This window comes from Streptomyces sp. LaPpAH-108, from assembly GCF_000373625.1.
GTDB lineage: Bacteria > Actinomycetota > Actinomycetes > Streptomycetales > Streptomycetaceae > Streptomyces.
The window spans coordinates 783,917-797,034 of record NZ_KB891987.1 but is presented as its reverse complement, the minus strand read 5'-3'; the positions used below and the strand labels follow the sequence as shown (position 1 = coordinate 797,034).

Sequence of the window (13,118 nt, the reverse complement as noted above, 5' to 3'; positions counted from 1 at the left end):
GAGGGAGAGCCCCACGTGACCATCGCGCCGTCCGACCCGGCTTCAGCCACCCCGGCGACCCGGGTGGAGAACGACGGTCCCGGAGCCGCGCTGCTGCGGACCCTGACCGAGCTGACCGCCGACCTCCCCGACGCCGACCCCGGACGGGTCGCCGCCGCCGCGCTGCGTGGCCGTTCGGCCAAGGCCGACGAGGCCGAGCTGCGCGAGCTGGCGACCGAGGCCGCCGCCGGTCTGATCTCCGAGGACCCCGCCTACTCGCGGCTGGCCGCCCGGCTGCTCACGCTCTCCATCCGCGCCGAGGCCGCCTCGCAGGGCGTGACGAGCTTCACCGAGTCGGTGACCGTGGGCCACCGCGAGGGCCTGGTCGCCGACCGCACCGCCGACTTCGTCGCGCTGCACGCCGCCCGCCTCGACGCCCTGATCGACACCGGCGCCGACGACCGGTTCGGCTACTTCGGCCTGCGCACCCTGCACAGCCGCTATCTGCTGCGCCACCCCATCACCCGCAAGGTGATCGAGACCCCGCAGCACTTCATGCTGCGCGTGGCGAGCGGTCTGGCCGAGAACGACAGCGCCCCCGCGGTGGACGAAGTGGCCGCGCTCTACGGCCTGATGAGCCGCCTGGACTACCTGCCGTCCTCCCCCACGCTGTTCAACTCCGGTACCCGGCACCCCCAGATGTCGTCCTGCTACCTGCTGGACTCCCCGCTGGACGAGCTGGACTCGATCTACGACCGTTACCACCAGGTGGCCCGCCTCTCGAAGCACGCCGGTGGCATCGGTCTGTCCTACTCCCGCATCCGCAGCCGGGGTTCGCTGATCCGGGGCACCAACGGGCACTCCAACGGCATCGTGCCGTTCCTGAAGACGCTGGACGCCTCGGTGGCCGCGGTGAACCAGGGCGGGCGGCGCAAGGGCGCGGCGGCGGTGTACCTGGAGACCTGGCACTCCGACATCGAGGAGTTCCTGGAGCTGCGCGACAACACCGGTGAGGACGCGCGCCGTACGCACAATCTGAACCTCGCGCACTGGATCCCGGACGAGTTCATGCGCCGGGTCAACGCCGACGAGCAGTGGTCGCTGTTCTCCCCGGCGGACGTGCCCGAGCTGGTCGACCTGTGGGGCGAGGAGTTCGACGCCGCCTACCGCAAGGCCGAGGCGTCGGGCCTGGCGAAGAAGACCATGCCCGCCCGCGAGCTGTACGGCCGCATGATGCGCACCCTCGCGCAGACCGGCAACGGCTGGATGACCTTCAAGGACGCCGCCAACCGCACCGCCAACCAGACGGCGCTGCCGGGCAACGTGGTCCACTCCTCCAACCTCTGCACGGAGATCCTGGAGGTCACCGACGACGGCGAGACCGCGGTCTGCAACCTCGGTTCGGTGAACCTGGGCGCCTTCGTGCGGGACGGCGACATCGACTGGGCCCGCCTGGACGAGACCGTCCGCACCGCCGTGACCTTCCTCGACCGGGTCGTGGACATCAACTTCTACCCGACCGAGCAGGCGGGCCGCTCCAACGCCAAGTGGCGTCCGGTGGGCCTGGGCGCCATGGGCCTCCAGGACGTCTTCTTCAAGCTGCGCATCCCGTTCGACTCCCCCGAGGCGAAGGCGCTGTCCACCCGGATCGCCGAGCGGATCATGCTGGCCTCCTACGAGGCGTCCGCCGACCTCGCCGAGCGCAACGGCCCGCTCCCGGCCTGGGAGCAGACCCGCACCGCGCAGGGCGTGCTGCACCCCGACCACTACGGCGTCGAGCTGACCTGGCCGGAGCGCTGGGCCGCGCTGCGCGAGCGGATCGCCGTCACCGGCATGCGCAACTCGCTGCTGCTGGCCATCGCGCCGACGGCCACCATCGCCTCCATCGCGGGCGTCTACGAGTGCATCGAGCCGCAGGTGTCCAACCTGTTCAAGCGCGAGACGCTCTCGGGCGAGTTCCTTCAGGTCAACTCCTACCTGGTGCAGGAGCTGAAGGACCTCGGCGTGTGGGACGCCCGCACCCGTGAGGCGCTGCGCGAGGCCAACGGCTCGGTGCAGGACTTCGTCTGGATCCCCGAGGACGTGCGGGCGCTGTACCGCACGGCGTGGGAGATCCCGCAGCGCGGTCTGATCGACATGGCCGCCGCGCGGACCCCGTTCCTCGACCAGGCGCAGTCGCTGAACCTGTTCCTGGAGACGCCGACCATCGGCAAGCTCTCCTCGATGTACTCCTACGCGTGGAAGTCGGGTCTGAAGACCACGTACTACCTGCGTTCGCGTCCGGCGACCCGTATCGCCCGTGCCGCCCAGGGCCAGGCCCCGGCGGCCAAGACCATCCCCGTCCAGCAGGCGGCCGACCCCGACGCCGTCGCCTGCTCCCTTGAGAACCCCGAGTCCTGCGAGGCCTGCCAGTAATGTCCGACGAAACGAAGAACCTGCTCGACCCCGGCTTCGAGCTGACTCTCCGCCCGATGCGCTACCCCGACTTCTACGAGCGCTACCGGGACGCGATCAAGAACACCTGGACCGTCGAGGAGGTCGACCTCCACTCGGACGTCGCCGACCTCGCGAAGCTCTCCCCCGAGGAGCAGCACCTGATCGGCCGCCTGGTGGCGTTCTTCGCCACGGGTGACTCGATCGTGGCGAACAACCTGGTGCTGACGCTGTACAAGCACATCAACTCCCCCGAGGCGCGGCTCTACCTGAGCCGTCAGCTCTTCGAGGAGGCCGTGCACGTCCAGTTCTATCTGACGCTGCTCGACACCTACCTGCCCGACCCGGAGGACCGCGCGGCGGCGTTCGCGGCGGTGGAGAACATCCCCTCCATCCGCGAGAAGGCCGAGTTCTGCTTCAAGTGGATCGACTCGGTCGACAAGCTGGACCGCCTGGAGTCCAAGGCCGACCGCCGCAAGTTCCTGCTGAACCTGATCTGCTTCGCGGCGTGCATCGAGGGCCTGTTCTTCTACGGCGCCTTCGCCTACGTCTACTGGTTCCGCAGCCGGGGTCTGCTGCACGGCCTCGCGACCGGCACCAACTGGGTGTTCCGCGACGAGACGATGCACATGTCCTTCGCCTTCGACGTGGTCGACACCGTCCGCAAGGAGGAGCCGGACCTGTTCGACGACCAGCTGGAGCAGCAGGTCACGGACATGATCCGGGAGGCCGTCGCGGCCGAGCTGCAGTTCGGCCGCGACCTGTGCGGTGAGGGCCTGCCCGGCATGAACACCGAGTCGATGCGGCAGTACCTGGAGTGCGTCGCCGACCAGCGTCTGGTGCGCCTCGGCTTCGCCCCGGTGTACGGCTCGGAGAACCCCTTCTCCTTCATGGAGCTGCAGGGTGTTCAGGAGCTGACGAACTTCTTCGAGCGCCGCCCGTCGGCGTACCAGGTCGCGGTGGAGGGCACCGTGGACCTGGACGAGGACTTCTGAGTCTCCCTTCTCCCGGGCGCCGCCAGGCGTTCCCGGTCCTCCTGGGCCTGCCCGAGCTGTCGGTCGACGCGCCGGTCGCGCACGATGCCGATCACCGAGGGCAGGACCAGGAGGACCAGGATGCCGAGAGTGGCGGCCATTCCGATGAGACCTTCGATCTGGTTTCCGTTCATGGACACCACTGTCCTGCGGTTCACTCCTGACGGGCACTGGCAGGACTGCCGCGCACCCTCGATTTACTGCCAGCCGCGAGGCACACTGGCAGCATGCTGAAGAACGTGGCGGCCGTACTGCTCGACGGGGTCCACCCCTTCGAGCTGGGCGTGGTGTGCGAGGTGTTCGGCGTCGACCGCAGCGAGGAGGGTCTGCCGGTCTACGACTTCGCCGTGGTCTCGGCGGAGGGCCCGACCCTCTCCACCCACTGCGGCTTCACCGTCTCCACCCCGCTCGGTCTGGAGCGGCTGGAGGAGGCCGACCTGATCGCCGTCCCGGCCGGCGAGACCTACGCGGAGCGCGACTACCCGCCCGAGCTGCTCGACGCCCTGTGCCGCGCCGTCGCGCGCGGTACCCGGGTGCTCAGCGTCTGCTCGGGCGTCTTCGTGCTGGCCGCGGCCGGACTCCTCGACGGCCGCCGCTGCGCGGTGCACTGGCGCCACGCCGACCAGCTCACCCGGCGCCACCCCCGGGTCACCGTCGAGCCCGATGTGCTCTACGTGGACGAGGACCCGCTGATCACCTCAGCGGGCACGGCCGCGGGGATCGACGCCTGCCTCCACATCGTCCGCAAGGAACAGGGCCCCGAGGTCGCCAACAAGATCGCCCGGCGGATGGTGGTGCCCCCGCACCGGGACGGCGGCCAGGCCCAGTACATCGAGCGCCCGCTGCCCAAGGGCCCCTGCGACACCGTGGGCGAGGTCCTGGTGTGGATGGAGGCCCACCTGGACGAGGAGGTCACCGTCGAGCAGCTCGCCGCCCGCGCCCACATGTCCCCGCGCACCTTCGCCCGCCGCTTCCAGCAGGAGACCGGCACCACCCCGTACCGCTGGATCCTGCGCCAACGGGTGCTGCTGGCCCAGCGGTTGCTGGAGGGGACGGACGAGACGGTGGACTCGATCGCCTGGCGGGCCGGGTTCGGCACCGCCGCCGCGCTGCGCCACCAGTTCGTCCGGGCGCTCGGCACCACCCCGAACGCCTACCGGCGTGCGTTCCGGGGCCCCGAGGCCGCCTGACCGCACGCCGGTCCTGACGCGTCGCTCCTCACCACTCCACGGGCTCGACCAGCAGCCGGTGCGGACGCAGGGTGATGCCCACCCGGGTGGTGGCGTCCGAGTCCTCGACCTGACGGAACCGGTACTTCGCCGAGATCGCCGCCACGATCAGGCTCAGCTGCGCCATGGAGAAGTGGTCGCTCGGGCACTTGCGGTTGCCGACGCTGAACGGGCTCATCGCGTACTTCGGCACCTCGGCGGCCCGCTCCGGCAGCCACCGGTCGGGATCGAAGTCGAGGTGGCGGGCGTAGGAGCGGTGATCGCGCTGAATGGCGTAGGGGCTGTAGATGATGTCCGCCCCCTCCGGAATGCGATAGTCCCCGAGCGTGGTGTCGGTCAGCGCACGCCGCGTCAATATCCATACGGCGGGGCGCAGTCGGAGCGCCTCGACGACGACATTGTTGGTGTGCGTGAGCCGGCGCACGTGCTCGAATCCGACCGGCGCGCCTCCGGTTACGGATTCAACTTCCGCACGCACCTTCTCGGCGTGTTCCGGATGGTCCGCGAGGATCTGGAGCAGCCACATGATCGTGGAAGCCACGGTTTCGCTTCCGGGTGTCAGTATCGCGACGACCTGGTCGTGGATCTCCTGCTCGCTGATGGGATCGCCATTGTCGTCCTTGGCGTCCAGCAAAGCCGTCAGCAAATCGTCCGGCTTTTGACCGGAGGCGCGCCGCTCCGTGACGATCTCGTCCACCAGGAGATGCAGATCGGCCAGGGCCCGGTTGAATTCCCGGTTGGCCGGGAACGGCAGCCGGTAGAGCGGCCCGAGCGGCAGCACCATACGGCGGTACATGCCCCGGAAGACGGTGGCGAGGTCGGTGCTGAGCCGTTCCGCGCGCTCGTCCATGTACTGCCCGCGCAGCAGGCAGCGGGCCGCGATGCGCACCGCGACCCGGAAGGACTCGGAGGTGGCGTCGACGGGCTCGCCGGGGCGCCAGCGCTCGGTCAGCGCGTGCGCCTCCTCCTCCATGATCGGGCCGTAGGCGGGTATCGCGGCCATGCGGAACGCGGGCTGGATGGTGCGCCGCTGGCGGCGGTGCACGGGGCCGTTGGCGGTGGCCACGCCCTGTTTGCCGAGCAGGCCCTCCAGGGACTCCCAGACCGGTCCGTCGATCTTGTAGTCGGGGCTGAGCGCGAGTGCGCCGGTGAGCGCCGGAGCGGTGACGGCGTACACCGTCTTGGGGCCGAGTTTGAGGCGCACGACCTCGCCGTGGTCGCGCAGTTGCGCCATGAACGCGAGCGGGTCACGGGCCAGTTTCAGGCCGTGCCCGAGCACCGGGACGGCACCTCCGGCGAAGGGTGGCTCACGGAGTTCCGCGGCCTCTCGCGTCTCGGGGTTGACGGACTCGACGGTCATTTCTCACCTGCCGCTTCGTTGTTGACGTAAGGGGGCGTGGACCGGTCGTCCCAGCTGTCGACCATGTAGCGGCCGGACTCGTGGTGGAACCAGTAGACGGTGCTGAACCAGTTGCGCATATTGCCGACGCACATGCGCACGGCGTCGCTCAATTCCTTGCCGCGTACGGTTCCGTCGTCGAGCGTGTCGGCGAACCGCAGGGCGGCGCGCTCCGCTTCGATGAATTCCCGGACGCATTCCTCGACGCGCCGCCGGAGTTCGTCGACGGCCTCTTCGAGTTTCAGTCCCTCATGCGTGACGAGACTGATGCCGAGATTGTGGACCTCGTCCCCCGCTATTTCCTTCGGCAGTGAGCAGAGGTCGTTGTACCAGGCGGCGAATTCCTGGCTGAGCAGCGCCGCCCGGCGGTAATCCGGGTTCTTCCGTACGGAATCCGGGAGTTCGCATCCCGCGCTCGGCTCCAGCAGATCCGTCCATATCCAGTGGGCGAAGGTGAGCCGCCGCAGCGCGAGATATTCCTCGACGCCCGGCACCCGGCCCTCGGTCCGGTTGCGGAACTCGCGGTCGTACGCCTCGATCACCTCGTGGAAGTGCCGGGCGAACCGCTGGTTCCAGGTGGACGGCAGGAACGAGTAGAGCCGCAGCACACTGTCCGCGAACCCGGCGACCAGTGCGTCCTCGTGGTGCAGATGGGACGCCGGGGCGTCGAGCGCGGTGTGCAGCCGGTGGCGCAGCCGCCGCCAGTCGCCGGGGCGGCCGTGGACGATGTCGCGGTCGTGCCGGTCGTCCCAGACGAAGAACCAGGCGCTGTAGTCCGCGATCGCCTGAAGCACCTCGTCGGGGGCGCCGAGGTAGTACCCCGCCATGAGGTCCGTGTAGCACAGGCCGTCGGCGTACTCGCGCACCTTGTCGGCGGGCATGAGCCGTTTTTCCAGGAGCCAGCGCCGGGTGTTCTCCTGAAGCTTTGGCCAATACGGATGGAGCTGCCGGGGAAAGGCGTCCTCGACCAACGGAAGGGCGAGAGACGGTGGTACGGCGATCGTGGTCGGTGTCGTGGTGTCGCGTGAGAAAGTGTGCACGAACAGTCCCCTCTCAGCCGCCAGGGCGCATACCCCTCCCTGCTGTGCCGGGTGTGCGCCGTCGCGTATCCCCACACTCCCCATTCAGCACCACAACTGACCGTCTGGGGAACGGATTTGCTTCTTTCACCACCCCAAGTCGCCGGGATTCTTACGGCGAACAAATGAACGACGCCCGGCCGGGATCACTCCCGACCGGGCGTCGTGGCTGGTCTCGTACGGTCGCCGGGTGCTCCGGCGGCCTGATCAGTCGTTGGCGACCACGGGGTAGCGTGGCTCGTTCTCGGCCATCTGCCGCAGCGCGTCCTTGCGGTCACGCTTGGACAGCCGGTCGATGTACAGATAGCCGTACAGGTGGTCCGTCTCGTGCTGGAGGCAGCGGGCGAAGTACCCGGTGCCGCGCACCTTGACCGGGTTGCCCTTCTCGTCCTGGCCGGTCACCTCGGCGTAGTCCGGGCGCGCGAGCGGGGCGTACGCCGTCGGCACGGAGAGGCAGCCCTCGTTGCTGTCGTCCAGACGGCGCGCGGTGGCGGGCAGCTCTACGAGCTTGGGGTTGCAGACCACGCCGGTGTGGCGCACGCCCTCGTCGTCCGGGCAGTCGTAGACGAAGACCTTCAGGTCCACGCCGATCTGGTTGGCGGCCAGGCCCACGCCCTCGGCGGTGTGCTGGCTGGCGAACATGTCCGCGACCAGCTGCTCCAGCTCGGGGCCGAACTCGGTGACGTCGGCGCACTCCTTGTGCAGCACCGGGTTGCCGACGACCGTGATCGGCCGCGAGGTCCCGCGCTCGCGCCAGGCCAGCTCACGCTCCTCGCAGTCCTCCGTGTCGACGACATAACCCTCGTCGTCGACGGGAAGCACGCCCGCGTGCTGCTGATCGGTGTCCTGCTGAGCCATGACCGACGTACGCCTTCCTTAAAAACCACGAGAGAGATTGCTGATACAGCCTACGTGGATCGCACTCCCCAGGGGCGCGGGGAACTGCGCGATCAACCACAACGAACCCGCACCCGGCCCCGGCGCTCAGCACACCTCTTCGAGATCCCGCCAGTCCCGCGAATCCGGACTGTCCGCAACCCACCCGTCCAACAACCCCCGCACGAGCGAGGCAGGCGCAGCCACCCCGCACTCCCTCTCCGGCACCCACAGCCGCCCGTCCGTCCGATGCCCCAACGGCCCCGGATGCCCCGGCTCACTGTGATCGTGCGGATCGAGATGTATCCCCTCGCCCTCGTCCGACGGCATGCGCGACTCCGAGCACATCCGGCACAGCAGCCGCACCGAGGACGACCAGTCCTCCGCCGCGAACCCCGCGTCCGCGGCCAGCTGCTCCAGCGCGTCCCGGTCCGCCTCCGTCGCCGCCTCCAGGAGGACCACCCAGGTCGGCACGGGCGAGGGCGCCCACAGCTCGATCTCGTCGAAGACCGGGTAGGAGTGCCCGGCGGACGTGGTGCGCTCACCGTGCGGAACGCCGTCGTGCAGGACGACCTCGCCCCAGCGGCGCCCCGAGGAGGGCAGCGGGATGGACAGCACCTCGATGCGCGCGGGGTCCAGCCTGCGGCCCCAGACCACCTCGGCCTCGCCCTCGGGAGAGAGCCGTACGGCCGCGCTGCCCAGCTCCATGCCGAGCGGTTCGCCGGGCACGGCGGAGCCGCCGGGGACCTTGAGGCCGTAGGCCTGCCAGGCGCGGCGGGCCAGCGGCCAGTCCTGGAGGGCGGTGGCGGCGATGCCGACGTTCCACCAGTCGGGGGCGCCGGTCTCGCGGTCGAGGAGGGCCACGGCGCGCAGTCCTGCGGCGCGGGCCTGCTCCCAGTCGTGCCGGAACTTGTGCAGCAGGGCGAGGTTGAACCAGGACTCGGCCAGCCAGGGTTCGAGATCGGCGGCGCGGGTCAGCAGTTCGCCCGCGTCCTCGTACCGCCCGTCACCGATCAGGGTGAACGCCCGGTCGGTGGCCTGCCGCCAGGAGGCGGAGGGCCGGTTCCGTCCCTTGCCGAAGATCCTCACGATTCCCGCCTGCCAGTTCCAGTTCCGCACAGTGGGCTGGCTTGTGCCCCCGGACACCCTCTCCCTCGCATCCAACCACGTGCGAAGGGACGGCCGCTCATTACCCATCGGTTACCCGGCGACCGGCAGAAGCAGACAGTCACGGGACAGGACGCGCGCAAGCGCCTCCACCACCTCCGGAGCGTAGTCCCCGCCGGTGGCGAGGCGAAGCTCCTCCAGCGCGCGCAGCGGCCCCTCCGGTCCGGCGTCGCGCGCCTTCTCCTCGTACGCGTTCACGGCCCGCACGATCCGGGCGGCCAGCGGCTGCTCCCGGTACGGGTCGGCCTGCCGCTCGACCACCACCGCGACCGCCGGGGCCACCCCGGTCTGCCGGACGACCGCGCCGCCGAGCAGGGCGATGCGCCGCTGCTCCCGGCGCGGCAGCACCGCCGTGGCCCCGGCCCGCACCGGGTCGACCAGGCTGAGCTGGCCGATGTCGTGCATCAGCGCCGCGTACTCCAGGACGGTCAGCTCGGGTCCGGTCAGCCCCAGGTCGCGGCCGACGGCGAGGCTGAGGGTGGCGACGCGGCGGGCGTGCCCGGCGGGGGTGTACCCGGCGATCTCGGTGGCGCGGGCGAGGGAGGCGATGGTCTGCCGGTAGGTGGCGCGCACGGCCGCGTACCGGCGCACGGAGAGCTGGGTCAGCAGCAGCGGCAGACAGAACACCGGGAGCGCCCACAGTCCGACCACGGCCACGGCGAGCGCCATCACCGCGCCGGTGGCGCACACGGCCGAGCCGATGCCGAGCAGTCCGCGCAACTCCTCGCGCAGCAGCGGGCCGAAGGGCCAGCGGGCCCGGGAGTGGGCGAGGGCGGCGGCCAGCACGGTGTCGCACAGCGCGGTCAGCGCGATGAGGGCGACGAGCAGCAGGGCGTAGGCGGGGCCGTCCCAGTGGGCGAACGTGCCCCGGGCGTAGAGCGGCTGGAAGCAGACGGCGGCGAAGCCGACGGTCAGCACCCGGCGGGCGAGATGGTCGAGCGTGGGGGTACGGCCGCGCCAGATGTGCGGGACGCCGCCGAGCAGCGAGGCGGCGAGGACGACGGTGACGATCTGGGCGGCGCCGTGCCGCGCGGGGTGTCCGGCGTCGGCGCCGAGGAGGGCGTAGGCCAGCGATCCGGCGGTGCCCAGCGGCGCGGTCTGCCGGGCCTCGGGGCCGCTCCAGCGGGTCAGTTCGCCGACGGCTATGAGCATGCCGAAGGCGAGCGCGGTGCCCCGCCCTTCGACGCCGGTCCACAGGGTGGTGGCGAGCGCGGCAACGACGGTGAGCGCGGCGGCGCCGTGGATGAGCCGCAGGGCGGTCATCGGCGGCCCCGGCCCGCGCGGGACGTCGTCGTGGCGTCCGCCGTCATCGGTGCGCCCCCGTGCGGTAGTGCGTGCGCTGCCTCGGCGGCTGCGGGCGGGCGGGTTCGTCGGAGGTGACGGCGGGGCTCCAGCCGTGGCGGCTGAGGGCGGCGGCGAGCGCGGTCACCATGCGGGGGTCGAACTGGGCCCCGGCACACCGCTCCAGTTCCGCGACGGCGACGTCGACGGGGCGGGCCCGGCGGTAGGAACGGGTGGAGGTCATCGCGTCGAAGGCGTCGGCGACGGCGACGACCCGGGCGCACTCGGGGATCTGGCCGCCCGCGAGGCCGTAGGGGTAGCCGGTGCCGTCGAGGCGTTCGTGGTGGTGCAGGATCGCGGCGCGGGCCTCGCCGAGGAAGGAGATGCCGCGCACCATCTCGTGGCCGTACTCGGGGTGCAGCTCGATGATCCGGCGTTCCTCGGGGGTGAGCGGGCCGTCCTTGCGCAGCAGCCGGGTGGGGACGCCGAGCTTGCCGACGTCGTGCAGGATGCCGGCGAAGCGCAGGACCTCCACGCGGTCGTCGTCCATGCCGAGTTCGCGGGCGATCATCACGGACGCCTGGCCGACGCGCTCGCTGTGGCCTCGGGTGTAGCCGTCCTTGATGTCGACGGCCTGCACGAGGGCGCGGATGGTGGCCTGGTGGGCGGTGCGCTCGCGGTGGTACTGGGCGAACACCCAGCAGGAGACGCCCATCGGGAGCAGGACGAGGAGGGCGGCGACCGGGCCGTAGGGGCTCTTCCAGAGGACGGCCGTCATCAGTCCGGCCAGGCCGTGCACGGCGACCGGGGCGAGGGAGTGGGTGAACGGGCCGCGCCAGGTGCGGCGCAGGGCGCCCCGGCCCCAGGCGGGTGCGGCCGTGACCGCCGCGAGCATCGCGCCGTCCAGGACGGTGAGCACCAGGCAGAAGGCGAGGACGGCGGCCCCGGCGGGCAGCAGCACCTGCGGGAAGGCGGGGTGGGTGACGGCGTCGGCACCGCCGAGCGCGCGGTGGGTCGTCGCGGCGGCCCAGACGGCGAGCGAGGAGCGCGCGGCCCGCCAGAGGCGGCGCGCGGGGGCGGGCGGGTGCTCGACCGGGGAGAGCAGGGCGGCGGGCAGCGGGACCAGCGCGGCGGCGGCCGGGGTGAGCAGGAAGGCCGCGGCGAGCAGCACGGGGTAGAAGGTGCCGCCGAAGCGGCGGCGCACGATCTGGTCGCAGAGCGCGTACAGGGCGGCGAGCAGGAGAGGCGCCCGCCAGGACGCGAAGGCCCCCATGAGGGAGGTGCCGGTGTACGAGCCGCCGGTGAGCGGGCCCTCGGTCAGCGGCAGGACGCAGAGCAGGGCGAGCAGGGCGGCGCAGACCACGCACGCCCGCGCTCTCGCCGGAACCGCCTCCATGCGCCCTCCCCGACCATGCCTGTCCTGGCTGGGGAGCCTAGGACGGTGGCCGGGGGCCTGGGGCTTACGAGCCGAGGGTTAGCACGTTCGGGTGAAAGCGGGGTGAAATCCGGCGAGTCTCAGCTCTCGCGGACCACCGCGGTCACGTCGTGCTCGGGGACGGCCTGGCCGGAGCGGATCAGCTCGATCCGCCCCATGACCTTGGCACGCAGGTCGGCCGGGACGTCGTCGTGCCCGCAGCACCGCTTGACGAGCTTCTTCACGGCCTGCTCCAGACCGTACTTCTCCAGGCAGGGCGAGCATTCCTCGAAGTGGTGCCGGAACTTGTCACGGTCGACGTCCGGCATCTCGCTGTCGAGGAACTCGTACAGATGGTCGAGGACCTCGCCGCAGTCCGTCTCGTGCGGCTCTCCGCAGCTCATGAGCCCGAGCCTTTCGCTTCGTTCGACTCTCCGGCACCGGCCGGGACCAGCCCGCGGTCACGGGCGTAGTCCTCCAGCATGCCGCGCAGTTGACGGCGGCCCCGGTGCAGCCGGGACATCACCGTACCGATGGGTGTCCCCATGATGTCCGCGATCTCCTTGTACGCAAAGCCCTCTACGTCCGCGAGATAGACGGCGATGCGGAACTCCTCGGGGATCGCCTGAAGCGCTGCCTTCACGTCCGAGTCCGGCAGATGGTCGAGCGCCTGCGACTCGGCCGAGCGCAGGCCCGTCGACATGTGCGACTCGGCGCGCGCGAGCTGCCAGTCCTCGATCTCCTCGGCCGCGCTGCGCTGGGGTTCGCGCTGCTTCTTGCGGTACGAGTTGATGAAGGTGTTGGTGAGAATCCGGTAGAGCCACGCCTTGAGGTTCGTGCCCTCGCGGAACTGGTGGAAGGACGCGTACGCCTTGGCGTACGTCTCCTGCACCAGGTCCTCGGCGTCGGCCGGGTTGCGCGTCATGCGCAGTGCGGCCGAATACATCTGGTCGAGGTATTCGAGCGCGTCCCGCTCGAAGCGCGCGCTGCGCTCCGCGCCGGTCTCGGAGCGCGTCTCGCCCGCTCCCGCGCTCACGCCCTGGCCCTCGGGCAGCTCCGCCTGGCCGTTGTCGGCACCCGCGTCGGTCCCAGTGACCGGACCCACCTCCTCAAGTTCCCGGGCAGGACCGAAGCCGGTCCCACTCGATTCGGAGGATAGAACACGACCCGTGCCCGCCGCCGCTCGAACGGGAGCGGCCTTGGCCGCGTGCAGCACCGTCCAGTCCA

Annotated in this window: 12 protein-coding genes; 3 read left to right on the top strand and 9 right to left on the bottom strand. The window is 70.8% G+C overall.

What is annotated here, in order from left to right:
• The first annotated feature begins 15 nt into the window (after positions 1 to 15).
• Both B079_RS0103675 and B079_RS0103670 read left to right on the top strand, forming a co-directional pair.
• On the top strand, positions 16 to 2,394 hold the full coding sequence (locus tag B079_RS0103675) for a ribonucleoside-diphosphate reductase subunit alpha (RefSeq protein ID WP_018544425.1): 2,379 nt from the start codon (positions 16 to 18) through the stop codon (positions 2,392 to 2,394).
• Complete coding sequence (locus B079_RS0103670; protein ID WP_018544424.1) at positions 2,394 to 3,407, top strand: ribonucleotide-diphosphate reductase subunit beta; 1,014 nt, start codon at positions 2,394 to 2,396, stop codon at positions 3,405 to 3,407. Before B079_RS0103675 ends, B079_RS0103670 begins: the two co-directional genes overlap by 1 nt.
• Here the strand turns inward: B079_RS0103670 and B079_RS0103665 are convergent.
• Positions 3,320 to 3,580 (bottom strand): hypothetical protein, encoded by a 261-nt coding sequence (locus B079_RS0103665; protein ID WP_026248320.1) that lies wholly within the window; start codon positions 3,578 to 3,580, stop codon positions 3,320 to 3,322. The two genes, B079_RS0103670 and B079_RS0103665, sit on opposite strands and share 88 nt — an antisense overlap.
• Before the next feature lie 93 nt (positions 3,581 to 3,673).
• Here B079_RS0103665 and B079_RS0103660 point away from each other — a divergent pair, with 93 nt between their 5' ends.
• Entirely contained in the window at positions 3,674 to 4,636 is a 963-nt protein-coding gene (locus B079_RS0103660; RefSeq protein WP_018544423.1) for a GlxA family transcriptional regulator, read from the top strand.
• A gap of 28 nt (positions 4,637 to 4,664) precedes the next feature.
• On the opposite strand, the gene B079_RS0103655 is transcribed toward B079_RS0103660, so the two are convergent.
• The 8 genes from B079_RS0103655 to B079_RS0103620 all read right to left on the bottom strand — a co-directional run bounded on the left by B079_RS0103655 (position 4,665) and on the right by B079_RS0103620 (position 12,996).
• On the bottom strand, positions 4,665 to 6,035 hold the full coding sequence (locus B079_RS0103655) for a cytochrome P450 (RefSeq protein WP_018544422.1): 1,371 nt from the start codon (positions 6,033 to 6,035) through the stop codon (positions 4,665 to 4,667).
• Positions 6,032 to 7,114 (bottom strand): epi-isozizaene synthase, encoded by a 1,083-nt coding sequence (gene cyc1, locus B079_RS0103650; RefSeq protein WP_026248319.1) that lies wholly within the window; start codon positions 7,112 to 7,114, stop codon positions 6,032 to 6,034. The genes B079_RS0103655 and cyc1 overlap by 4 nt, the downstream gene beginning before the upstream one ends.
• Positions 7,115 to 7,360: 246 nt before the next feature.
• Positions 7,361 to 8,011, bottom strand: coding sequence for a peptide deformylase (gene def / locus B079_RS0103645; RefSeq protein ID WP_018544420.1), 651 nt, complete (start codon positions 8,009 to 8,011; stop codon positions 7,361 to 7,363).
• Positions 8,012 to 8,137: 126 nt separating this feature from the next.
• On the bottom strand, positions 8,138 to 9,118 hold the full coding sequence (locus B079_RS0103640) for a hypothetical protein (protein WP_026248318.1): 981 nt from the start codon (positions 9,116 to 9,118) through the stop codon (positions 8,138 to 8,140).
• Between the two features lie 111 nt (positions 9,119 to 9,229).
• The gene (locus tag B079_RS0103635) at positions 9,230 to 10,459 is read right to left on the bottom strand and encodes an HD-GYP domain-containing protein (protein ID WP_018544418.1); all 1,230 of its coding nucleotides are present in this window, start codon (positions 10,457 to 10,459) and stop codon (positions 9,230 to 9,232) included.
• Positions 10,460 to 10,502: 43 nt separating this feature from the next.
• Positions 10,503 to 11,873 carry an HD-GYP domain-containing protein gene (locus B079_RS0103630; RefSeq protein ID WP_026248317.1) on the bottom strand — a complete coding sequence of 457 codons (1,371 nt, stop codon included), beginning with the start codon at positions 11,871 to 11,873 and terminating at the stop codon, positions 10,503 to 10,505.
• A 119-nt stretch (positions 11,874 to 11,992) separates the two neighbouring features.
• Positions 11,993 to 12,295 (bottom strand): mycothiol system anti-sigma-R factor, encoded by a 303-nt coding sequence (gene rsrA / locus B079_RS0103625; RefSeq protein ID WP_018544416.1) that lies wholly within the window; start codon positions 12,293 to 12,295, stop codon positions 11,993 to 11,995.
• On the bottom strand, positions 12,292 to 12,996 hold the full coding sequence (locus B079_RS0103620; protein ID WP_018544415.1) for a sigma-70 family RNA polymerase sigma factor: 705 nt from the start codon (positions 12,994 to 12,996) through the stop codon (positions 12,292 to 12,294). The genes rsrA and B079_RS0103620 overlap by 4 nt, the downstream gene beginning before the upstream one ends.
• Positions 12,997 to 13,118: the final 122 nt, after the last annotated feature.